This is a genomic window from Streptomyces sp. NPDC088812 (assembly GCF_044750285.1).
GTDB lineage: Bacteria > Actinomycetota > Actinomycetes > Streptomycetales > Streptomycetaceae > Streptomyces.
This window is the reverse complement of record NZ_JBIVJP010000011.1, coordinates 280,987-304,822: the sequence shown is the minus strand read 5'-3', so window position 1 is coordinate 304,822 and position 23,836 is coordinate 280,987. Positions and strand designations below refer to the sequence as shown.

The following is a 23,836-nucleotide window of genomic DNA, read 5'->3' as shown; positions in this document are numbered from 1 at the left end:
TACCAATAATGCTTCTCCTCCACCGGGTCACCCCAGGGAAGCTGCGCGTTCTTCAAGTCCTCCGCGTCGAACCCGTACTGGTCCTCACGCTCCGAACCGTCCCCCGCGACCATCTGCGTCCCGCCCCACAACGCGGTGATCTTGTTGTGGCAGGTCCGCTCCGCCGCCCAGAACGCCGCCACCGTCGCCGTGATGTCGTCCCGCAGCCGGTTGTGCTCGGCGACCTTGTCCTCGTCGTACTCCCACTCGTCGTCGTCCTTCACCGAACCGACGAAAGCGTGCGCCTTCGTCTTCAGCTCCAGCAGCTTCGACACCAGCGGACGGATCTCCGTGGCGTACGACGACAGCGCGGAGGACACGGTCTCCAGATCGGTCGCGAAGTCGTCGGCACGGTCCTGCACCGGCTTGGTGGTGGCGAACAACTGCTCCGCCTCCGGAGCCTGGTAGAACGCCGACAACCCCTGGAACTGGGAGTGCACATCACTGCCCGTGTCCCGCACGGCACCCGCGTCCTTCTTCAACGCGGCATGGTCCAACTCCAGTTGGAAGAGGTTACCGGTGAACTGCGGGATCTCCTCCGGATTGATCACGCTCAACCACCCCCGTTATGCGTGTCAAAACCAGGTCATCATACAAATGGGGGTCATGGGGAGCCGGAAAGCGTCACTGAACGGCTACAAGTGCGGTGGCGTCCGGGGCCCTTGAGGCGCGCGGCCCTACAAGTGACCGAAGCCCACCGGGCCGTACGGGACCTCGTCCGTACCGGTGCCCGGCAGGAGCCCGCCCAGGACGGCTCCGGCGGTCCCGCTCTCCTCGCCGGCCGCTTCGGGAAGGGGGTTCCCGCGCAGACGTACGTCCTGTTCGGCGAGGCCGCGGGCGTCCAGGGCCAGGGTGTCGGCGAGAAGGCGGTCGCCCACGGTGTTGGAGGCCAGGAGGCGGCGGGCCTCCGCGAGGCGGGTGCGGGCCGTGGCGCCCACCGCGCCCCGGTGCGTCGCGACGAAGTCGTCCGCGGCGGCGGTGGCGCTGCCGGCGGCGAGGCGGGCGGCGGCCGGCAGCACCCCGGACCGGCCCGGGGCGAGGGGCGCCGTCGCGCGCACGATCCGGCGCAGGACGCCTATCGGGTCGTACGGCTGACGCGCCGTGACCTCCTGCCGTACGGCGGCGAGGACGGCGTCGGCGTGGAGCAGCGCGGCGAGGTCCCCGCCCCCGGAGCCGGCCGGGCCGCGCACCGCCGCCAGCTCCGCCTCGGCGCCGGTCAGCGCGGCCGGGACCGTCGACTCGGCCTCCCGCAGCTCGGCCGCCAGCCGGTGCACGCCGTCGACGAGGACGTCCGCCTGTACGACGGCGCCCTCGGCGGCCCGCAGCTGCCGGGCGGCGTCCTCGGGCCGGCCCGCATCGGTGGCCTGGCGCGCCAGGTTGAGGCGGACGGTGGCGAAGAACAGCCGGTCCTTGGCCTGTTCGACGTTCCCGGCGACAAAGGCGGTCGCGGTGGCGGCGTACCGCGCACCGATCTCCACGAGGAGCGCCTCGGCCGCGCCGGTACGGCCCGTCAGCTCGCGGAACCGCGCCTCCACCACCCCCAGCACCCCGCCCGGCCCTTCCACCGGCCCCCGCAGCCGCGCGAAGTCGCCGGCCACCGCGTCCAGCCGCCGTCCCGCCTCCTCGCACCGCCCGACGACCCCGGCGAGCGCGTGCCGCCGGGTCTCCTCCCGCTCCGGCACCCCCTCGTCGAAGCGCTGCCGTATCCGGAACGCGGCCGACAGCTCGCCCTCCGCGTCCCGCAGCGCGCGGGCCAACCGGGCCACCGTCTCCGTCCCGGACCGGGCCTCGGTAAAGGCGAGTTCCCCGCGGGCGGTCCGGACGCGGTCGTCGGCGTCGACCAGGGCCGCACGGGCCTGCTCGTCCAGTTCGTCCAGTAGGTCCAGGGGCGGAGAGGGACGCTTCGGCGGCGGTACTCCCGTTCCGCCCGGTGTCGTCCGGCCACGGGCGCGGCGGACGCGCCGTACGTACCCGTAGCCCGCCACCGCGCCCGCCGCGCCGACCGCCACGAGCGGCAGCACCAGGTCGGCCGTGGACGTGCCGTCCTCCGCCGCTGCGGCGGACGGGGGAGCGTCCGATGCCGGAGCCTCCGACGCCGGAGCCTCCGATGCCGGTGCCGCGGACGCCGGACGGGTGATCGCAACCGGAGCGTCCGTCCCCGACGTCATTCCCGGCAACACCAGCCACACCACCGCCGCGACACCGCCCCACGCGGCAAGGGCCACCCGCACGGACAGGTGCGACGTGGCCTGCCGGGGCCGGCCTCGGAAGAGCGATGGCGTCACCTTTCGGAGCGTATGACCGCCCATGCGGCCACGCGAGCGGGATGCGCCCGAGGTGGGGGCGTGTGGTCGGGAGACAAGGGAGGGGAACCGGTGGATCGCCAGTCGGCGCGAACGGGAGCGCGGTCGCAGTCACAGTCGCAGGCAGGGGCAGAGGCAGGGGCAGAGGCAGGGGCAGAGGCACAGCCGCAGTCACAGCCGCAGGGGGACATCGGGGCGGAAACGGACCCGTCCGTCGTCGCCCCGGCCGCCGCCCCGCCCGACGCCCGCGGCCCCGCCCGGCCCGCCGAGCCCTCCGCCCCCCGCCGCCGGCTCCGCCGCGCCCGTCGGACCGTCCTCGTGCTGGTCCTCCTGGTCCTCCTCCCCGTCCTCGCCTCCCAGATCGCCCTGAGCCTCAACTCCCTGGGCGACCCCGACGGCAGCGCCGGCACCCGGGGCCGGGACGCGATCTGGCTCGGACATGCCTGGGTCGACGGCCGGAAGGAGGACGCGGACGTCACCGCCCTGGCCGCCCGGCTGGAGGACACCGGCGTCCATGATCTGTACGTGCACGCCGGCCCGCTGGAACACGACGGCACGCTGCCCGCGACGGCCTACCCCGAAGCCCGCTGGTTCATCGCGGCCGTGCACCGTGCGATGCCCGGCATCAGGGTCCAGGCCTGGCTCGGTGACGTCCTGGCGAGCGAGAGCCCCCACGGCATGCGGCTCGAGGACGCCGGGACGCGCGCCAACGTCGTCGCCTCCACCCGGCAGATCCTCGCCGCCGGCTTCCAGGGCACCCACTTCGACCTGGAGCCGCTGCACTCCGGCGACCGGAACTACCTCACGCTCCTCGACGGCCTGCACGACGTCACCGGCGCGCACGACGCCGCGCTCTCCGTCGCCGCCCACCAGATCGACCCGCTGCCCGGTCTCCACTCCGTCCGGGGCGCCGTCACCGGCCACCCGAAATGGTGGTCGCAGGAGTTCTTCGGCCAGGTCGCCCGCCGCGTCGACCAGATCGCCGTCATGTCGTACGACACCGGGCAGCTGCTGGAGAGCGCCTACGCCGGCTACGTCGCCCAGCAGACCTCGCTCGCCCTGGAGGCCACCCCGCCCGGCACCGACCTCCTCATGGGCCTGCCGTTCTTCCACGAGAACGACGTCGGCCACTGGGAGCACGCCGAGACGGTCCCGGCGGGCGTCCGCGGCGTCCGGCTCGGCCTGTCCCGCACCGACGCCGACCGCGCCGCCTTCGGCGTCGCCCTGTACGTCGACTTCGCGGCCACGGAGTCCGACTGGACGGCGTACCGGGAGGGCTGGGTCCGGTGAGAGCCGGTGAGGGCCGCTGAGGGCCGTCGGGAGCTGGTGGTGGCCGTCGAGGAAGCCGGCGGTGGCGGTCGTCGAGAACCGGTGGCGGCCGTCCGGTCGGACGTCCGGACGTCCGGACGTCCGGGATGTGACCCAGGCGTCGGCCAGACGTCATCCGGGCTTCTCCCCGATGGCCCGCCGATGGCCCGCGGTCGCGGTTGTGCATGGGCTGCGGACGTCTTGGCGTCCTCGTCCCCTACCTCTGCGAGGGTGACACTCCGATGCGATCACCACTCACCGGCAAGGCCGTCCGCCGGGCTCTGCGCCCGGTGGCACACCTCATCGACCAGCGCATCGAACGCCAGGTCCGGCGCGCCGTCGCGACCGGCGGCGCCCCGGCCGGCGCGGCGCGGCAGCCGGAGGCGCACGGCGACCACCGGCCCCGCTGGAGCTGTTCCTGGGCCGCGTGGCGCACTCCGGACACGTGCGCGAGAAGGCCGCCTGAGACCGGTCACGCGCGCCCCGGGACCGGTCACGCGCGCCCCGGGACCGGTCACGCGCCCGGTCCCGGTCACGCGCGTCGGCGGATCTTGTTGCCGAGCCAGACGAGCGGGTCGTACTTGCGGTCCACGGCCCGCTCCTTCAGCGGGATCAGCGCATTGTCGGTGATCTTGATGCCTTCGGGGCAGACCTCCGTGCAGCACTTGGTGATGTTGCAGTAGCCGAGACCGTGCTCGTCCTGGGCCGTGCGCTTGCGGTCCAGCCCGGTCTCCTCCGCCGCGTCCAGCGGGTGCATGTCCAGCTCCGCGACCCGCATCAGGAAGCGCGGCCCCGCGAAGGCCCGCTTGTTCTCCTCGTGATCGCGCACCACATGACAGGTGTCCTGGCACAGGAAGCACTCGATGCACTTGCGGAACTCCTGCGGCCGGTCCACGTCCTCCTGCATCATCCGGTACTCGCCGGGGGCCAGGCCGGCGGGCGGGACGAAGGCCGGGACCTCCCGCGCCTTGACGTAGTTGAAGCCCACGTCGGTGACCAGGTCCCGGACGACCGGGAAGGCACGCAGCGGCGTGACCGTGATCGTCTCCGCCCGGTCGAACACCGACATGCGGGTCATGCACAGCAGCCGGGGCCGCCCGTTGATCTCCGCCGAGCAGGAACCGCACTTGCCCGCCTTGCAGTTCCAGCGCACGGCGAGGTCGGGGGCCTGGGTCGCCTGGAGGCGGTGGATGATGTCGAGGACCACCTCGCCGTCGTGCACCTCGACCACGAAGTCCTTCAGGCCGCCGCCGTCCGCGTCGCCGCGCCACACCTTGAAGCGCGCCTGGTAGCCGCTCATTCGTACAGCTCCTCCTCGGCGAGGTACTTGACCAGCTCCTCCTTGTCGAAGAGGGCCAGCAGGTCGGGGCGGACCGGCTCGGTGGTCTCCCGGTCGAGGGTGATCTGGCCGCGGACCGGGTCGGTCGCCGCGAGCCCGCCCGTGGGGTCGGTCAGCCGGCACAGCAGGTTGATCCGGCGCCACGGGCGCTCCATCGCCGGGTGGTCCTCACGGGTGTGGCCGCCGCGCGACTCGGTGCGCTCCAGCGCGGCCCGCGCCACGCACTCGCTGACCAGCAGCATGTTCCGCAGGTCCAGGGCGAGGTGCCAGCCCGGGTTGAACTGCCGGTGCCCCTCGACGCCGGCCCGGCGGGCCCGTACCCGCAGCTCCGCCAGTTTCTCCAGGGCCTGTTCCATCTCCGCCTCCCGGCGGATGATCCCGACCAGGTCGTTCATCGTCTGCTGGAGCTCCTGGTGCAGGGCGTACGGGTTCTCCGGCGGCCCTCCGGACGGCTCCTCCACCTCCGCCTCGGCCGAGAACGGGCGCAGCGCCTCCGCCGCGGCGGCGGCCACCTCGGTGTCGTCCACCCGGGGACGGTCCGCCGCCCAGGCCGCCGCGTACCCGGCGGCGTGCAGTCCCGCCCGGCGTCCGAACACCAGCAGGTCGGACAGGGAGTTCCCGCCGAGCCGGTTGGAGCCGTGCATACCGCCGGCCACCTCCCCGGCCGCGTACAGCCCCGGCACCCCGCGCGCCGCCGCGGTGTCGGAGTCGACGGCGACGCCGCCCATCACGTAGTGGCAGGTGGGCCCGACCTCCATCGCCTCCGCCGTGATGTCGACGTCGGCCAGCTCCTTGAACTGGTGGTACATCGACGGCAGCCGGCGTGTGATCACCTCGGCGGGCATCCGCGTCGACACGTCCAGGAAGACCCCGCCGTGCGGGGAGCCGCGGCCCTCCTTGACCTCCGCGTTGATCGCCCGCGCGACCTCGTCGCGGGGGAGCAGCTCGGGGGGACGCCGGTTGGTGTCCGGGTCGTCGTACCAGCGGTCGGCCTCGTCCTCCGTCTCGGCGTACTTCTCCTTGAAGACGTCGGGGATGTAGTCGAACATGAACCGCTTGCCGTCGGAGTTGCGCAGCACCCCGCCGTCGCCGCGCACGGACTCGGTGACGAGGATGCCCTTCACCGACGGCGGCCAGACCATCCCCGTCGGGTGGAACTGCACGAACTCCATGTTCAGCAGCGGCGCCCCGGCGAGCAGCGCCAGTGCGTGCCCGTCACCGGTGTACTCCCACGAGTTCGACGTCACCTTGAACGACTTGCCGATGCCGCCGGTCGCGATCACCACGGCGGGCGCCTCCAGGACGAAGAAGCGGCCCGTCTCGCGTTCGTAGGCGAAGACGCCGGAGACCCGGCCGTCGTCCTTGAGGACACGGGTGACCGTGCACTCCTGGAAGACCTTCAGCCGGGACTCGTGGTCGCCGGTCTCGCGGTGGTCCTCCTGCTGGAGCGCGACGATCTTCTGCTGGAGGGTGCGGATCAGCTCCAGGCCGGTGCGGTCGCCGACGTGCGCGAGGCGCGGGTACTCGTGGCCGCCGAAGTTGCGCTGCGAGATCCGGCCGTCCTTCGTGCGGTCGAACAGCGCGCCCCACGTCTCCAGCTCCCACACCCGGTCCGGCGCCTCCTGGGCGTGCAGCTCGGCCATCCGCCACTGGTTGAGGAACTTGCCGCCGCGCAGGGTGTCGCGGAAGTGGACCTGCCAGGAGTCGTGCTCGTTGGCGTTGGCCATGGCCGCCGCGATGCCGCCCTCGGCCATCACCGTGTGCGCCTTGCCGAACAGCGACTTGCAGATCACGGCCGTACGGGCGCCCCGCTCGCGCGCCTCGATGGCGGCGCGCAGGCCGGCGCCACCGGCCCCGACCACGACGACGTCCCACTCCTGCCGGTCGACCACGGACATCAGAAGGCCCCACTCGTCTCGTCCGGTCCGCTCATCTGGCCCGGTCCGCTCATCTGGTCCGGTCCGCTCATCTGGTCCGGTCCGCTCATCTGGTCTGGTCCGCTCATCTCGTCTGGCCCACTCGTCTCGTCTAGAAGAAGCGCGGATCGTCGAAGGCGCCGGACGCGACCAGCCAGACGTAGAGATCGGCGAGCGCGACGCTCAGCAGCGACGCCCAGGCGAGCTGCATGTGCCGGGCGTTCAGCTTGCCGACCCACTGCCACATCCGGTAGCGGACGGGGTGCCGGGAGAAGTGCTTGAGCTTGCCGCCGACGATGTGCCGGCAGGAGTGGCAGGAGACCGTGTACGCCCAGATCAGCACGATGTTGATCAGGAAGACGACGGTGCCGAGGCCCATGTGGCCCCAGGCGTAGTGCTCGTCGCGGAAGGCGAGCACGGTGTCGTAGGTGAGGATCCCGGCGACCAGGAGAGCCGCGTAGAAGAAGTAGCGGTGGAGGTTCTGGAGGATCAGCGGGAAGCGGGTCTCGCCGGTGTACGTGCGGTGCGGCTCGGCCACCGCGCAGGCCGGCGGGGACGCCCAGAAGCTGCGGTAGTAGGCCTTGCGGTAGTAGTAGCAGGTCAGGCGGAAGCCGAGCGGGAAGATCAGGATGATGATCGCGGGGGAGACGGCCCACCATCCGCCGAAGATCTCCCAGTTCGGGCCCGCGCGCATGGGTGTGCAGCGCTCGGCCAGACAGGGCGAGTAGAACGGCGAGACGTAGGGGGCCGCGTAGTAGTGGGCGTCCGCGAACGCCCGCCAGGTCGAGTACACGACGAAGGCCAGCAGCCCGGCCGCGGTGGCGGCGGGGGCCCGCCACCAGTGGTCGGTGCGCAGGTGGGGCGCGGAGATCGCGGCGCGCGTGGCGGTGCGCACGCCGCGGGGCGGATGGGGGTCGGTGGCGGGAGGTTCCGTACCAGTGGCCACTTCATGACTCCGGTCGGCTCGGGACTCCGGACGGTTCAGGGGGCACGTCGGTCACGGGCGCCGAGTCCCTCGTCGTCCGTGTCGATCCACAGGGAGTCGTCGTAGGGGGTGTCGGGGATGGTGACGAGGTCCGGGCGCTTGGCCGTGGCGGGCGTGGCGGCCGCCGCGCGCAGCAGCGCGACGCTCTCGCGCAGGTGGTCGGTGTCGGCGCGGACCCGGCGCATGTCCAGACCGCCGCTGCCGAGCTGCTGCTCCAGACGGCTCACGGACCGTGCCAGGTCGTCCAGACAGCGCTGGACCGTTGTCAGATCGTCGTGCACGGACATGACGTGACCTCACTTCCGCGGGCCGGTGGCCCTGGACGGAGACGCTCATGCGCCTGCGAGTGTTGCGCGTCACACCTGTGGATGTGAAGGCGTGTGCAGCGATTGGCCGATCGCACGCCCCCGGACACACGCGGGACACGCTCTGTGTGCGCCGGGGGCGCGCGTTGCTCCGCGCGGGTGAGGTTGCGTGCCTCCGCCGCCGTGTCGCCCCCGGCAGGCGAACCCTTTCCTCTTCAGTGGGCCATAGATCAGATCAGCTCCAAAATACCGCCAAATGTGAACAGAACGCACTAACAGCACGCACTCGTGTCACCGGCGCGTGCGACCGGCGGCAGAGGCTCCCCGGAGGTACCTGAGATGTCCCACGACGGCGTCGGACTGCGCGCGGTCATGCGCTCGGTCGCCTTCCTCACCGCGGGCGCGCTCGCGGTGCCCGCGCTGGCCGGCTGTGGCACCGACGACCCGGCCGGCAAACCGCTGGCGCCCCAGGACATCGCCCGGGCCGACCGCGCCCAGGTCGCCGACGGCGGCACCCTGCGCTGGGCGGTGGACGCCCTGCCGGAGACCTTCAACGCCTTCCAGTCCGACGCCGACGCCACCACCACCCGGGTCGCCCAGGCCGTCCTGCCGTCGATGTACCGGCTGGACGCCGACGGGCGGCCCGCGCGCAACCCCGACTACCTGGAGTCCGCCGCCGTCGTCGAGACCGAGCCGAAGCAGGTCGTCCTCTACCGGCTCAACCAGCAGGCCGTCTGGAGCGACGGCCGCGAGATCGGCGCCGCCGACTTCGCCGCCCAGTGGCGCGCCCTGTCCGGCCGGGACAGCGCCTACTGGACCGCGCGCAACGCCGGGTACGACCGCATCGAGAAGATCGAGCGCGGCGCGAACGACCTGGAGGTCCGGGTCACCTTCGGCCGCCCCTACGCCGACTGGCAGTCGCTGTTCTCCCCGCTGTACCCGAAGGACGTCATGGGCACGCCGGACTCGTTCAACGACGGGGCGCGGCGCAAGCTGAGGGTCACCGCCGGACCGTTCACCGTGAAGCAGGTCGACCGGGAGAAGGACCGCGTCCGGCTCACCCCCAACCCCCGCTGGTGGGGCCGGCCCGCCAAGCTCTCCGAGATCGTCCTGACGGCCGTGCGGCGCGAGAAGCGGGCCGCCGCGCTCGCCGCCGGCGCGATCGACCTGGCCGAGATCGACCCGGCCGCCGCGCAGCGCATCGACGGCGCGGCCCAGGGCGGCGCCGGACCCCTGGCCGGCCCCGGCGGCGGCCGTACGGCGGCCAAGGCGCTGCGGTCCTGGGTCCTGGCCCACGGCTCCGACGAGGACGCCGCCGAGGACGAGACGCACGCCCGCAGGAAGCTGAGCCAGGCGATCGCCACCTGGGAGCGCCAGCAGAAGGCGCTGCGCGACTTCGAGGTGCGCAAGTCGCTGGAGCCGGCCTCCACGCAGCTCGCCCTGAACGGCGCCGACGGCCCGCTCGCCGACGAGCGGGTGCGCCGGGCGGTGGCCCGGGCGCTGGACCGCGAGGAACTGGTCGAGGTGGTGCTCAAGCCGCTGGGGCTGCCCGCCGTGCCCGTCGGCAGCCACCTCGCCCTGTCCGGCCAGGAGGCGTACGCCGACGGCAGCGGGGCGCTCGGCGGTCAGGACACCAAGGAGGCCCAGGCGCTGCTCGCGGACGCCGGCTGGGTGCCGGGCGGCCCGGTCGAGGAGCGGAAGAAGACGGAGAAGGCGGCCGGCTCAGAGGGCGAGAAGGGCGAGAAGGGCGAGAAGGGCAAGGACGGCGACAGGAGGGAGAAGGGCGCCGGGTACGAGAAGGGCCGGTCCGAGGGCGACGACGACGGCACGTACATCGTCGGCGAGGACGACAAGGCCCCGGGCGAGGCGGGACGCGAGGACCGCGTCCGGCAGCTCGCCCAGGACGGCAGGCGCTCCGTCGGCCAGCAGGGCCCGCCCGGCGCCTACGCCCCCCAGGGCACCGCCGCCCCGGCCGGTGCCGCGCGCGGGGCGCTGGCCAAGGACGGCAAGGCGCTCACCCTGCGGTTCGTGCTGCCGAGCGGCGCGGGCTCGGAGCCCCTGCACGCGGTCGCCGGCCGGATCACCCGGATGCTGGACCAGGTCGGCATCGGCACCGAGATCACCAAGGTCTCCGACGAGAGCTACTTCAAGGACCACATCGCCTCCGGCGAGTACGACCTCGCGCTGTACTCCTGGCCCGCCTCCGCCTACCCGGCCACCGACGCCCGGCCGATCTACGCCAAGCCGGTGCCGGCCGCCGACGGGTCGCTGAGCGTCCAGCAGAACTACACCCGCGTCGGCACCGACCAGGTCGACCAGCTGTTCGACCAGGCGATCTCGACGCTGGACGCGGAGGAGGAGCGGTCCCTGCTCCGCAAGGCCGACGCCCGGATCTGGGCGGCCGCCGGATCGATCCCCCTCTACCAGCGCCCCCAGCTCACGGCCGCGAAGAAGAACGTGGTCAACGCCGGTGCCTTCGGCTTCCAGACCCCGGTCTACGAGGACATGGGCTTCCTGAAGAAGGGCGCGCGGATCGCCGCGAGCCCCTCCCCGGAGTGACGCGGACCCGCCCGGGGAGTGAGGCGACGGGCACGGGGGAGTGAGCTGCGTGGCCCTGCGGAGGTCGGCTCCCGCAGGGCCACGTACCATGGGGTGAGGCCGTGGCATGTCAAGCCCGGCAGGGCCCGCGTATCACAGACGTACGCAGCAGGGCCGTCCTCACACTCCGGGAGAACGCCGCTTTATGGCCACGCGCCACGACATTCGCAACGTAGCCATCGTCGCCCACGTCGACCACGGCAAGACGACCATCGTCGACGGCATGCTCAAGCAGGCCGGTGCCTTCGCCGCCCACCAGCTCGACTCGGTCGACGACCGCATGATGGACTCGAACGACCTGGAGCGTGAGAAGGGCATCACGATCCTCGCCAAGAACACCGCGGTGAAGTACCACCCGAAGGACGGCGGGGACCCGATCACCATCAACATCATCGACACCCCCGGCCACGCCGACTTCGGTGGCGAGGTCGAGCGCGGTCTGTCGATGGTCGACGGTGTCGTCCTGCTCGTCGACGCCTCCGAGGGGCCGCTGCCGCAGACCCGCTTCGTGCTGCGCAAGGCGCTCCAGCAGCGCCTGCCCGTCATCCTGTGCATCAACAAGACGGACCGCCCGGACTCCCGCATCGACGAGGTCGTCAACGAGACCTACGACCTCTTCCTCGACCTGGACGCGGACGAGGAGCAGATCGAGTTCCCGATCGTCTACGCCTGCGGTCGCGACGGCATCGCCTCGCTGACCAAGCCGGAGGACGGCACGGTCCCGGCGGACTCCACCAGCCTGGAGCCGTTCTTCTCCACGATCCTCCAGCACATCCCGGCCCCCACGTACGACGAGGACGCCCCGCTCCAGGCCCACGTCACCAACCTGGACGCCGACAACTTCCTCGGCCGTATCGCGCTGCTCCGGGTCGAGCAGGGCGAGCTCCGGAAGGGCCAGACCGTCGCGTGGATCAAGCGTGACGGCACCATCAGCAACGTCCGCATCTCCGAGCTGATGATGACCGAGGCGCTCACCCGCAAGCCGGCCGAGATGGCCGGCCCGGGTGACATCTGTGCCGTCGCCGGTATCGCGGACATCATGATCGGCGAGACCCTCGCGGACACCGAGAACCCGGTCCCGCTGCCCCTGATCACGGTCGACGAGCCCGCGATCTCCATGGTCATCGGCACCAACACCTCCCCGCTGGTCGGCCGCGGCGGCACCGGCAAGGGCGCCGACGCCAAGGCGGCCGTCAAGGACCGCAAGGTCACCGCCCGCCAGGTCAAGGACCGCCTGGACCGCGAGCTGGTCGGTAACGTCAGCCTCCGTGTCCTGGACACCGAGCGCCCGGACGCCTGGGAGGTGCAGGGCCGTGGTGAGCTGGCGCTGGCCATCCTGGTCGAGCAGATGCGCCGCGAGGGCTTCGAGCTGACCATCGGCAAGCCCCAGGTCGTCACCAAGGAGGTCGACGGCAAGACGTACGAGCCGGTCGAGCGCATGACGATCGACGTCCCCGAGGAGCACATGGGCGCGGTCACGCAGCTCATGGGTGTCCGCAAGGGCCGGATGGACAACATGTCCAACCACGGCTCCGGCTGGGTGCGCATGGAGTTCGTGGTGCCCTCGCGCGGTCTCATCGGATTCCGGACCGAGTTCCTGACCCAGACCCGCGGCACCGGTATCGGCCACTCCATCCACGAGGGCTTCGAGCCCTGGTTCGGCACCCTGCAGACCCGTAACAACGGCTCGCTGGTCGCCGACCGCTCCGGCGCCGTCACCGCCTTCGCGATGACGAACCTCCAGGAGCGCGGTGTGCTGTTCACCGAGCCCGGCACCGAGGTGTACGAGGGCATGATCGTCGGCGAGAACTCCCGCGCCGACGACATGGACGTGAACATCACCAAGGAGAAGAAGCTCACGAACATGCGGTCGTCCTCGGCCGACTCGTTCGAGGCGATCGTCCCGCCGCGCAAGCTCTCCCTGGAGCAGTCGCTGGAGTTCTGCCGCGACGACGAGTGCGTGGAGGTCACCCCGGAGGCGGTGCGCATCCGTAAGGTGAACCTGGACGCGCGGGAGCGCGCCCGCGCCGCGAGCCGCGCCAAGCACGGCTGATCACCGGCCGTACCCGACGACACCGGGCATCCCGCGAGGCGGGGTGCCCGGTGTCGTCGTTGCCGACGTGGTGCGGACACCGCCGCCGGCCGACGGTACGGGGGTAGGGAAAACCCTCTATTTGCCGCGGTGTGCCCCTCTGATGGCGCCGCGCCCACTACCCTGCTTGCGGAAGCGGCCGTGACGGATCGTCCGCGGGCCTGCGCCGGCCACCGCGCCGACAGCGGAACGGCCCCGTGGAGAGCCCGGGAGTCCGCGGGGCACCCTGCACGTCGGCCCCGCTCACCGCAATCGAATTTCCTCCCCCGTGCGTCCGGAAACCGGACACCTGTCGCCGCTAGGCGTGTAACAAGTCCGTTTCGCAGGGATCTCTCACCAAACTGTTTGTCCGGATTTTGGAAGATGTTAGCGCGAGCTGTGATCGAACCGAGACCTCGTGGGTGTGGTTCGGTCTTGGCGCATGGCAGATAGTTAGGCGCGTAGAACTCGGACGAACGGGTCACACGCCGAGGCGGCGCCCGTTCACGAGCGCGGGGGCACCCGAGCAACTCCGGCACCGGCGACGGGCGGTGCGGTGCTGTGTCGCACGCTCCCTTTGCGGTGAACCTATGGATTCATGAGGAGGAACCCATGCGCGGTGGCCACGAGCGCCCTACGGGTCGCGTCGTCCCCGAGGACAGGTGTAGGCCCCGCGGGTTCGCCCGGTCCCGTCATGGTGGTTGCGGCAGCGACGCGTCGACGCGCACTTCCTCGACGGCCCGTTCCCTCGGTCGGTAGGCGCCGACCGCGAACCAGGTTCCCCAGGGGGCTGGTGTCGCCCCTCCGTCGTTGTTCCCCTCGCGCGCTGCGCATGACGTACGCCGTGCGAAGGCCGTCGGGTCGCCGTGCACGCCCGACGACCACCAACCTGTGAAATGGACGAATCATGACGAGTCCAATCGAGATTGAGGGTGCTGAAGCCTCTTCCGTCTTGGACGAAGCGAGCGTGCCCCCCGGTGGCGCCAAGGAGTCGAAGAAGCTCGAGGGGCGCAGTCCCGGGCAGTTGATGTGGGCGCGTTTCAAGCGTGACCGGACCGGTGTGGTCTCCGCCGTCGTCGTCCTGTTCTACTTCCTGATCGCGGCGGCGGCACCGCTGATCGCGAAGCTGTACGGCAAGGACCCGTACACCCTGTACGGGCAGGACAACCCCGACCTGCTGGACATGTTCACCATGCCGGCGAAGCCGGCCGGCGGCATCGACGGCGAGTTCTGGTTCGGTATCGAACCGGGTCTGGGCCGCGACGTCTTCACGCAGCTCCTGTACGGCATCCGGACCTCGCTGCTCACGGCGCTGGCCGCCACGCTGCTGATGACCGTGACGGGCGTGCTGATCGGCCTCGCCGGCGGCTACTTCGGCGGGAAGATCGACTACTGGCTCGGCCGGATGACCGACTTCTTCATGGCCCTGCCCAACCAGCTCTTCTTCGTCGCGGCGATGCCCGTCATCACCACGGTGTTCGTCGCCCCCGACGAGGAGACGCCCACCTACGTGCGCACGGCCGCGATCATCATCGTGCTGTCCTTCCTCGGGTGGATGAGCATGGCGCGCATCGTCCGCGCCGCCACGCTGTCCCTGCGCGACCGGGAGTTCATCGAGGCCGCGCGCATCTCCGGAGCCTCGTCCTGGCGCATCATCCGCAAGGAACTGCTGCCCAACATCGTCACCCCCACGCTGGTGCAGGCGACGCTCACCCTGCCGAGCACCATCCTCAGCATCGCGTTCCTGTCCTTCGTGGGTGTCGGATACGTCGAACCCACCCCGGACTGGGGGCGGATGTTCTCCATCGGCGCCAACATCGTGGAGCAGGACCCGTATTACATGCTCTTCCCCGGTGTGGCCATGGTGATCTTCGTCGTGGCCTTCAACCTCCTCGGTGACTCGGTGCGGGACGCCTTCGATCCCAAGACCGGACGCTGAGCCCCCGGCAGGCCCTCCCCCCACACTCTCGCCTGGCCGGTCCGGGGGCTCCACAGCCCCGAACCGGTCATGTACCAGCATTGCTCACTACTCACAGGCAGGTGGATTCGTCCCCATGAGCATCTTCCGCAACCGCACCGCCACGGCCGCGATAGTCGCGGTCGCCGCCGGCGCCCTGACCCTGACCGCTTGCGGCGGTGGCAGCGACAGCTCCGCCAAGGACAACAGCAAGAGCAAGGAGGATGCCAAGTCGCAGTCCAAGCCGGTGCAGATCGGTGACGCCAAGGCGTCGACCGGTCCGGCCCCCGCGGTGACCGGTGCCCAGACCGGCGGCACGGTGACCGTCTACCAGGAGGCGGACTTCTCCCACCTGGACCCGGGCCAGATCTACGTGTCGGACGGCAAGCTCCTCAGCCGCCTCATCTTCCGTGGTCTGACCCAGTACTCCGAGGACGACAACGGCAACCTGACCGTCGTGGGCGATCTCGCCACCGACGCCGGTCAGGTCTCGGACGGCGGCAAGACCTGGACGTACACCCTCAAGGACAACCTGAAGGACGAGAACGGCAACCCGATCAACGCGGCGGACATCCGCCACACGGTCGAGCGCCTGTACGCCTCGTACATCACCGACGGTCCGACCTACCTCCAGCAGTGGCTGTCCGGCGCCGGCACCACCTACCGCGACGCGTACGCGGGGCCGGACAAGGGCAAGCACCTGCCGGACAGCGTCCTGGAGACGCCGGATGCGAAGACGGTCGTCTTCCACTTCAAGGACGCGCAGCCCGACCTCCCGCAGATGCTGACCATGCCGGGTTACAGCGTCGTCCCGGAGGAGACGGACACCAAGGAGAAGTACGACACCGACCCGGTCTCCACCGGCCCGTACAAGATCTCCGACTTCAAGCCGGGCAAGTCCATGACGCTGGTGAAGAACCCGCAGTGGGACGCCAAGTCCGACTCGGTGCGCCACCAGTACGTGGACGGCTTCGCCATCGAGATGAACCACGATGACGAGGACCAGACCAAGACCCTCCTGGCCGACCAGGGCGAAGCCAAGAACGCGATGATGTTCACCGGCCAGGTCGCCACCACGCAGCTCCAGAACGTGGTGGGCGACAAGACGGCCATGGCGCGCACCATCGACGGCTACGCGCCCTACGTCTGGCAGCTCAACTTCAACCTGGACCGCGTCAAGGACAAGAAGCTCCGGGACGCCATCACCCTGGCGCTGCCCTCCACCTCGGTCTTCAAGGCCGACGGCGGTGCCTACGGCGGTGAGGTCGCCAACTCGCTGATCTCGCCCACCACGCCGGGCTACGACGAGTCCTTCGACCCGTTCAACCGCGAGGCCAAGCCCAACGGCGACATCGAGGCCGCCAAGAAGCTGATCAAGGAAGGCGGCTTCGAGGGCAAGAAGCTCGTCTACGCCTACGGCAACACCCCGGTCCGCCAGCAGCAGGCCGTGCTGATCGCCACCGCCCTGGAGAAGATCGGTCTCGACATCCAGAAGAAGGAGATCGACTCCGCCACCTGGTACGAGCAGGTCGGCAAGGTCAAGAACGGCTACGACCTGTACATGACCGGCTGGGGCCAGGACTGGCCGTCCGCCTCCACGGTCATCCCGCCGTCCTACGACGGCACGCAGATCCAGGACGGCTCGGCGAACTACGCGCACATCAACGACGAGCACGTCAACTCGGAGATCAAGCGCATCCTGAAGATCACCGACACGACCGAGGCCACCAAGGCCTGGGCCGAGCTGAGCGAGTACATCTCCACGGAGATCAACCCGGCCGCCCCGATCTACTACACCAAGGTGTTCCAGATCTTCGGCTCGAACATCGGCGGCATCCGCTACAGCTCCGACTCGAGCTACGTGGACGTCACCCGGATCTTCCTCAAGAAGTAAACGTCAGACCGGTCACCCGGTGGGGGGCGCGCGGCGGAGCGCCCCCACCGGGCCCCGGGCATCCCGCAGACCCCTCCCGATCGCCGCCGTCCTGAGAGCAGCTGCCTGCCATGCTTCAATTCCTCATTCGCCGGACGTTCGGCGCGGCGCTGATCTTGCTGTTGATCAGTGCTTTCACGTTCTTCATGTTCTTCGCCATCCCGCAGGACCCGGCCACGCTGGCCTGTGGCAAGAACTGCACTCCGGACGCGCTGGAGATCATTCACCGGAACCTCGGTCTCGACCAGCCGGTCACCGTCCAGTACTGGAACTTCCTGGTCGGTATCTTCGCGGGCCGTGACTTCGCCGTCGGCCACTGCGACGCCCCCTGCTTCGGCGTCTCCTTCGCCAACAACCAGAACGTCTGGGACACCATCCTCGACCGCTTCCCGCTGACCGTCTGGCTCACCGTCGGCAGCCTGGTGGTCTTCCTCACCGTCGGTCTCGGCGCCGGCCTGCTGGCCGCCAAGTTCCGCGGCACCTGGCTGGACAAGGTGTTCAGCACCGGCTCGCTGGTCATCAGCTCGCTCCAGATCTACTTCCTCGGCCCGCTGCTCCTGCTCGCCTTCGTCTACAGCACCGGCTGGCTCGACAAGCCGAAGTACGTGCCGCTCTCCGAGGATCCCGGCGGCTGGTTCATGGGCCTGCTGATCCCCTGGGTCGTGCTGGCGACCATCTTCACCGCCAACTACACCCGTATGAGCCGCTCCTCGATGGTCGAGCAGCTCCAGGAAGAGCATGTGAAGGCGGCCCGCGCCAAGGGCATGTCGGGCAACTACACCTTCTTCCGCTACGCCTGGCGCGGCTCCCTCATCCCCATCATCACCATCCTCGGCATCGACCTGTCCGCGCTGCTGGCAGGCGGCATGGCGACCGAGCTGACGTTCGGTCTGGCCGGTCTCGGCCGGCTCGCACTGGACTCCGTCACCAACAAGGACCTGCCGATGCTGATGGGCGTCATGCTGATCAGCGCCGCGCTCATCATCGTCTTCAACCTGATCGTGGACGCCCTGTACGCCGTCATCGACCCGCGCGTGCGCCTGTCCTAGGAGAACCACCGTGACCACTCAGACCAAGCCCGACGAGGCCGCGGCCGCCGCCGCGGGGGACGCCTTTCTCTCGGTGCGCGACCTCAAGGTCCACTTCTCCACCGAGGACGGCATCGTCAAGGCGGTGGACGGGCTCTCCTTCGACCTCCAGCGCGGCAGGACCCTCGGGATCGTGGGCGAGTCCGGCTCCGGCAAGTCGGTGACCAACCTGGCCGTCCTCGGCCTGCACAACCGCAAGAACACCGCCGTCGACGGGTCGATCCGGCTGGACGGCCAGGAGCTGACCGACGCCAGTGAGAAGCAGCTGGAGACGCTGCGCGGCAAGAAGATGGCGATGATCTTCCAGGACGCGCTGACCGCGCTGTCGCCGTACTACACGGTCGGCCGGCAGATCGGCGAGCCGTTCATGAAGCACACCGGCGCCTCCAAGAAGGACGCCCGGGTGCGCGCCATCGACCTGTTGGAGAAGGTCGGCATCCCGCACCCGCAGAAGCGGGTCGACGACTTCCCGCACCAGTTCTCCGGCGGTATGCGGCAGCGCGCCATGATCGCCATGGCGCTCTCCTGCGACCCGGACCTGCTCATCGCCGACGAGCCCACCACGGCGTTGGACGTGACGGTCCAGGCGCAGATCCTGGACCTGCTCAAGGACCTCCAGCAGGAGTTCGGCTCTGCGATCATCATGATCACCCACGACCTCGGTGTGGTCGCCAACATGGCCGACGACATCCTGGTGATGTACGCCGGCCGCGCCGTGGAGCGCGGCACGGTGCGCGAGGTGCTCAAGGCGCCCGAGCACCCGTACACCTGGGGCCTGCTGGGCTCGATGCCGCGCCTGTCGTCCGACGTCGACGAGCCGCTGGTGCCGATCCCCGGATCGCCGCCCTCGCTGCTCAACCCGCCCACGGGATGCCCGTTCCACCCGCGGTGCGCGTTCACCGACCTGGTGGCCGGGGAGCGGTGCTCGGGTGAGCGCCCGACGCTCGCCCCGGGACGTGCCGCGGCCTGTCATCTGACGAAGGAGCAGCGGCAGCAGGTCTTCATCGAGACGATTCAGCCCCGGCTGGGCTGAGCGGAAACCGGCGACTGGGGCATCACCATGAGCGACAACAGCAAGACGACCACGGCGGTCGCCGACACCATCCCGCAGCAGCGGGACGACGCCGCCGCACCGCTGGTGAAAGTCAGCGGTCTGACCAAACACTTCCCGATCAAGGGCGGCTTCCCGATCCGGCGTACCGTCGGCGCGGTGAAGGCCGTCGACGGCGTCGACTTCGAGGTGTTCCCGGGGGAGAGCCTCGGCCTCGTCGGAGAGTCCGGCTGCGGCAAGTCGACGACCGGCCGGCTGCTGACCCGGCTGTACGAGCCGACCTCGGGCACCATCGAGTACAAGGGCCAGGACATCAGCCGGGCCGGCCGCAAGGAGCTGGCGCCGGTCAGGTCCGAGATCCAGATGATCTTCCAGGACCCGTACGCGTCGCTGAACCCCCGGCAGACCGTGGGCACGATCATCTCGGGCCCGATGGAGATCAACGGCATCAACCCGCCGGGCGGCCGGGAGAAGCGCGTCCGTGAACTCCTGGAGATCGTCGGTCTCAACCCGGAGCACTACAACCGCTTCCCGCACGAGTTCTCGGGCGGCCAGCGCCAGCGCATCGGCGTCGCGCGGGCCATCGCCCTCCAGCCCCAGCTGATCGTCGCCGACGAGCCGGTCTCGGCCCTCGACGTGTCGATCCAGGCCCAGGTCGTGAACCTGCTCCAGGAAGTGCAGCGGGAGATGGGCATCGCGTTCGTCTTCATCGCCCACGACCTGGCGATCGTGCGGCACTTCTCGCAGCGCGTCGCGGTGATGTACCTCGGGAAGATCGTCGAGATCGCGGACCGCGCCTCGATCTACACCCGGCCCCGCCACCCCTACACGCATGCGCTGCTGTCCGCCGTGCCGGACGCCGACATCGACGCGGAGAAGCGGGAGCGCATCCGGCTGGAGGGCGACGTCCCCTCGCCGATCTCCCCGCCGTCCGGCTGCCGCTTCCGCACCCGCTGCTGGAAGGCGCAGGACAAGTGCGCGACCGAGGAGCCCCCGCTGGTCCGGCTCGACGGGAACAAGGCGGGCCACCTGACGGCCTGCCACTTCCCCGAGGCGCCCAGCACCAAGGCGCGCGCCGAGGACGTGGTGATGGACCCGGGCCTGAAGGCCCTGGAGGAGCACGGCACCGCGGGCGTCGAGAAGAGCTGATCCGGCGGACCGGCCCGTACGGGCCGCGCACCACGCCGAGCCACCCGGGACCGGGGGCGGGAGCGAGCGCTCCCGCCCCCGGTCCCGTTGTGTGCCGGGCGTTCCCCCGTACGCTCCTGTGGAGCAACCCCGTACCCATACGGACCGGACGAACGTGCGCCGCCCGGCACCACCTCGGAAGCTGACCCAGCAAGGGATCGGCGGACGAGGAGGCACTCCATGCGCGGAGCGACGCACGCCAGATGGGCCGCGGGCGCGGCGGCGGCAGCCCTCGTGGCGGCGGGCTGCGGGGGCGGGGCGGACAGCGGCGGCGACACCGCCGCGGTGCTCAGCTCCTCCTGGGGGGACCCGCAGAACCCGCTGGAGCCCGCCAACACCAACGAGGTGCAGGGCGGCAAGGTCCTCGACATGATCTTCCGCAACCTGAAGCGGTACGACCCGGGGACCGGCGAGGCCGAGGACATGCTCGCCGAGAAGATCGAGACCTCCGACTCGCGGAACTTCACGATCACCGTCAAGGACGGCTGGACGTTCAGCAACGGGGAGAAGGTGACCGCGCGGTCCTTCGTGGACGCCTGGAACTACGGCGCGAGCCTGAAGAACAAGCAGCGGAACGCGTACTTCTTCGAGTACGTCGAGGGCTACGACCGGGTCCACCCGAACGACGGCGGCGAGCAGAGCGCCGACACCCTCTCCGGTCTGGAGGTCGTCGACGACCGTACGTTCACGGTGCGGCTGACGCAGAAGTTCTCGACCTTCCCCGACACCCTCGGCTATCCCGCCTTCGCGCCGCTGCCGCGGGCCTTCTTCACCGACCACGAGGCCTGGCTGGCCAAGCCCGTCGGCAACGGCCCGTACGCGATCCAGTCCTACACCAAGGGCTCCCAGATGGAACTGCGCACGTGGGAGGGGTACCCGGGGCCGGACAAGGCGCGTAACGGCGGGGTGACCCTGAAGGTGTACACCGACAACAACACCGCCTACACCGACCTGATGGCCGGCAACCTCGACCTCGTCGACGACGTGCCCGCCGCCCAGCTCAAGAACGTGAGGAACGATCTGGGCGCCCGCTACCTCAACACCCCCGCCGGCATCATCCAGACGCTCGCCTTCCCCTACTACGACCCCGACTGGAACAAGCCCGGCTCCGCCAAGGTCCGCACCGGCCTGTCCCGGGCGATCGACCGCGAGCAGATCACCCGGACGATCTTCCAGAACACCCGCACCCCCGCCACCGACTGGACCTCCCCGGTGCTCGGCGAGGACGGCGGCTACCAGAAGGGCCTGTGCGGGGACGCCTGCGCCTACGACCCCGAGGCGGCCAAGAAGCTCATCAAGGAGGGCGGCGGCCTCCCCGGCGGCCAGGTGAAGATCACGTACAACGCGGACAGCGGCTCCCACAAGCAGTGGGTCGACGCGGTCTGCAACTCCATCAACAACGCTCTGGACAACGACCGGGCCTGTGTCGCCGACCCGGTCGGCACCTTCGCCGACTACCGCGGCCGGATCACCGGGAAGAAGCTGGCGGGCCCCTTCCGGGCCGGCTGGCAGATGGACTACCCCCTCATCCAGAACTTCCTCCAGCCGCTCTACTACACCAACGCCTCCTCCAACGACGGCAAGTGGTCCGACGAGGAGTTCGACCGGCTCGTCGACCAGGCCAACGCCGAGACCGACACCGCCGCGGCCGTGGCGAAGTTCCAGCAGGCCGAGGAGGTGGTCCGGGACAGCATGGCCGCCATCCCGCTCTGGTACCAGAACGGCAGCGCCGGCTACTCGCAGCGGCTGTCCGGCGTACGGCTCAACCCGTTCTCCGTCCCCGTCTACGACGAGATCAAGGTCAGCTGACCCGCCATGGGGCGGTATGTGATCCGGCGCCTGCTCCAGATGGTCCCGGTGTTCGTCGGCGCCACCCTGCTGATCTTCCTGATGGTGCACGTGATGGGCGACCCCATCGCGGGACTCTGCGGCGAGCGCGAGTGCGACCCGGCCACCGCCGCCCAGCTCAGGAAGGAGTTCGGCCTCGACCAGCCGGTGTGGCGGCAGTACCTGACCTACATGGGGAACGTCTTCACCGGCGACTTCGGTACGGCGTTCAACGGCCAGCCGGTCACCGAGCTGATGGCGACGGCGTTCCCGGTCACCGTCCGGCTGACGATCGTCGCGATCCTCTTCGAGATCGTCGTCGGCATCACCCTGGGCGTCGTCACGGGCCTGCGCCGGGGCAGGCCCGTGGACACCGGCGTCCTCCTCGGCACCCTCGTCGTCATCTCCGTCCCCACCTTCGTCACCGGCCTGCTGCTGCAACTGCTGCTCGGCGTGGAGTGGGGGTGGATCGCACCGTCGGTGTCCCCGGCGGCGACCTTCGACGAGCTGATCGTCCCGGGCCTGGTGCTGGCCTCGGTCTCCCTGGCCTACGTCACCCGCCTGACCCGCACCTCCATCGCGGAGAACAGACGCTCCGACTACGTCCGTACCGCCGTCGCCAAGGGGCTGCCCCGGCACCGGGTCGTCACCCGGCACCTGCTGCGCAACTCCCTGATCCCCGTGGTCACCTTCATCGGCACCGACATCGGCGCCCTGATGGGCGGCGCCATCGTCACCGAGCGCATCTTCAACATCCACGGCGTCGGCTTCCAGCTCTACCAGGGCATCCTCCGCCAGAGCACCCAGACCGTGGTCGGCTTCGTGACCGTCCTGGTGCTGGTCTTCCTGGTGGCCAACCTGCTGGTCGACCTCCTGTACGCCGTACTCGACCCGAGGATCCGCTATGTCTGAGCAGCCGTACGCCATGTCCGAGCAGCCGTACGCGATGCCGGAGGAGCCGTACGCGCCCGGGGGCGCCGTCGCCGGGACCGGCATGGGCGGCACGATGGACCTCGCGACGAGCGAGGGCGCGTCGCTGGAGGCGGCGCCGCGGGGCCCGGACGACGCCGGACCCGCCGCCAAGCCGCGCTCCCTGTGGTCCGACGCCTGGCGGGACCTGCGCCGCAACCCGGTCTTCCTCCTCTCCTCCCTGGTCATCCTCTTCCTGGTCTTCATCTCCCTGTGGCCCGCGGCGATCGCCTCCGGCTCCCCCCTGACGTGCGACCTCGCCAAGGCCCAGGAGGGCTCCCAGCCGGGCGCTCCCTTCGGCTACGACGGACAGGGCTGCAACGTCTACACCAGGACCGTCTACGGCGCCCGTACGTCCGTCACGGTCGGTGTCCTGGCCACGCTGGGCGTCGCCGTCCTCGGCAGCGTGCTCGGCGGGCTCGCCGGGTTCTTCGGCGGGGCGGGGGACGCGGTCCTGTCCCGGATCACCGACGTCTTCTTCGCGATCCCGGTCGTCCTCGGCGGTCTGGTCCTGCTGTCCGTGGTGACCGGCAACACGGTCTGGCCGGTCATCGGGTTCATGGTGCTGCTCGGCTGGCCGCAGATCTCCCGGATCGCCCGCGGCTCGGTCATCACCGCCCGGCAGCACGACTACGTCCAGGCCGCCCGCGCCCTGGGCGCCTCCCCCGCCCGGACGCTGCTGCGGCACATCGCGCCCAACGCCGTCGCCCCGGTGATCGTCGTGGCGACCATCGCGCTCGGCACGTACATCGCGCTGGAGGCGACCCTGTCCTACCTCGGCGTCGGCCTGAAGCCGCCGACCGTCTCCTGGGGCATCGACATCTCCGCCGCCTCCCCCTACATCCGCAACGCCCCGCACGCCCTGCTGTGGCCCTCCGGCGCGCTGGCGGTCACCGTCCTCGCGTTCATCATGCTCGGCGACGCGGTGCGCGACGCCCTCGACCCGAAGTTGAGGTGAC

Annotated in this window: 16 protein-coding genes and 1 pseudogene; 11 read left to right on the top strand and 6 right to left on the bottom strand. The window is 70.4% G+C overall.

Annotated elements, in window-relative coordinates; genetic code table 11:
* Together ACIP67_RS21460 and ACIP67_RS21455 are read right to left on the bottom strand one after the other, a co-directional pair.
* Positions 1–590: pseudogene (locus tag ACIP67_RS21460) on the bottom strand (protein phosphatase); the annotation flags it as partial.
* A gap of 126 nt (positions 591–716) precedes the next feature.
* Positions 717–2,324 carry a hypothetical protein gene (locus ACIP67_RS21455; RefSeq protein WP_401693613.1) on the bottom strand — a complete coding sequence of 536 codons (1,608 nt, stop codon included), beginning with the start codon at positions 2,322–2,324 and terminating at the stop codon, positions 717–719.
* Between the two features lie 12 nt (positions 2,325–2,336).
* Here ACIP67_RS21455 and ACIP67_RS21450 point away from each other — a divergent pair, with 12 nt between their 5' ends.
* The gene (locus ACIP67_RS21450; protein ID WP_401693611.1) at positions 2,337–3,632 is read left to right on the top strand and encodes a hypothetical protein; all 1,296 of its coding nucleotides are present in this window, start codon (positions 2,337–2,339) and stop codon (positions 3,630–3,632) included.
* Positions 3,633–4,182: 550 nt separating this feature from the next.
* Here the strand turns inward: ACIP67_RS21450 and ACIP67_RS21445 are convergent.
* The 4 genes from ACIP67_RS21445 to ACIP67_RS21430 all read right to left on the bottom strand — a co-directional run bounded on the left by ACIP67_RS21445 (position 4,183) and on the right by ACIP67_RS21430 (position 8,177).
* Entirely contained in the window at positions 4,183–4,950 is a 768-nt protein-coding gene (locus tag ACIP67_RS21445; protein WP_401693609.1) for a succinate dehydrogenase/fumarate reductase iron-sulfur subunit, read from the bottom strand.
* Positions 4,947–6,887: a fumarate reductase/succinate dehydrogenase flavoprotein subunit gene (locus tag ACIP67_RS21440; protein WP_401693607.1), complete on the bottom strand. Its 1,941-nt coding sequence runs from the start codon at positions 6,885–6,887 to the stop codon at positions 4,947–4,949. Before ACIP67_RS21440 ends, ACIP67_RS21445 begins: the two co-directional genes overlap by 4 nt.
* Before the next feature lie 130 nt (positions 6,888–7,017).
* A complete protein-coding gene (locus ACIP67_RS21435) occupies positions 7,018–7,851 on the bottom strand; it encodes a hypothetical protein (RefSeq protein WP_401693605.1) in 834 nt (277 codons plus the stop codon).
* Positions 7,852–7,886: 35 nt separating this feature from the next.
* On the bottom strand, positions 7,887–8,177 hold the full coding sequence (locus ACIP67_RS21430; protein WP_401693603.1) for a hypothetical protein: 291 nt from the start codon (positions 8,175–8,177) through the stop codon (positions 7,887–7,889).
* 357 nt (positions 8,178–8,534) lie between these two features.
* On the opposite strand from ACIP67_RS21430, the gene ACIP67_RS21425 reads away from it, so the two are divergent.
* From ACIP67_RS21425 to ACIP67_RS21380, 10 genes are all read left to right on the top strand, one after another.
* Positions 8,535–10,754 carry an ABC transporter family substrate-binding protein gene (locus ACIP67_RS21425; protein WP_401693601.1) on the top strand — a complete coding sequence of 740 codons (2,220 nt, stop codon included), beginning with the start codon at positions 8,535–8,537 and terminating at the stop codon, positions 10,752–10,754.
* 184 nt (positions 10,755–10,938) lie between these two features.
* A complete protein-coding gene (typA, locus tag ACIP67_RS21420) occupies positions 10,939–12,846 on the top strand; it encodes a translational GTPase TypA (RefSeq protein ID WP_401693599.1) in 1,908 nt (635 codons plus the stop codon).
* A 925-nt stretch (positions 12,847–13,771) separates the two neighbouring features.
* A complete protein-coding gene (locus ACIP67_RS21415) occupies positions 13,772–14,803 on the top strand; it encodes an ABC transporter permease (protein WP_401693597.1) in 1,032 nt (343 codons plus the stop codon).
* 115 nt (positions 14,804–14,918) lie between these two features.
* Positions 14,919–16,715: an ABC transporter substrate-binding protein gene (locus ACIP67_RS21410; protein ID WP_401693595.1), complete on the top strand. Its 1,797-nt coding sequence runs from the start codon at positions 14,919–14,921 to the stop codon at positions 16,713–16,715.
* 110 nt (positions 16,716–16,825) lie between these two features.
* A complete protein-coding gene (locus ACIP67_RS21405; protein ID WP_401693593.1) occupies positions 16,826–17,803 on the top strand; it encodes an ABC transporter permease in 978 nt (325 codons plus the stop codon).
* Positions 17,804–17,813: 10 nt separating this feature from the next.
* The gene (locus tag ACIP67_RS21400; protein WP_401693591.1) at positions 17,814–18,875 is read left to right on the top strand and encodes an ABC transporter ATP-binding protein; all 1,062 of its coding nucleotides are present in this window, start codon (positions 17,814–17,816) and stop codon (positions 18,873–18,875) included.
* A 27-nt stretch (positions 18,876–18,902) separates the two neighbouring features.
* Entirely contained in the window at positions 18,903–20,042 is a 1,140-nt protein-coding gene (locus ACIP67_RS21395; RefSeq protein WP_401693589.1) for an ABC transporter ATP-binding protein, read from the top strand.
* Between the two features lie 219 nt (positions 20,043–20,261).
* Positions 20,262–21,890, top strand: coding sequence for an ABC transporter substrate-binding protein (locus tag ACIP67_RS21390; protein WP_401693587.1), 1,629 nt, complete (start codon positions 20,262–20,264; stop codon positions 21,888–21,890).
* Between the two features lie 6 nt (positions 21,891–21,896).
* Positions 21,897–22,820 (top strand): ABC transporter permease, encoded by a 924-nt coding sequence (locus ACIP67_RS21385; RefSeq protein WP_401693585.1) that lies wholly within the window; start codon positions 21,897–21,899, stop codon positions 22,818–22,820.
* A gap of 34 nt (positions 22,821–22,854) precedes the next feature.
* Positions 22,855–23,835, top strand: coding sequence for an ABC transporter permease (locus ACIP67_RS21380; protein WP_401693644.1), 981 nt, complete (start codon positions 22,855–22,857; stop codon positions 23,833–23,835).
* The last annotated feature ends 1 nt before the right edge of the window (position 23,836 follow it).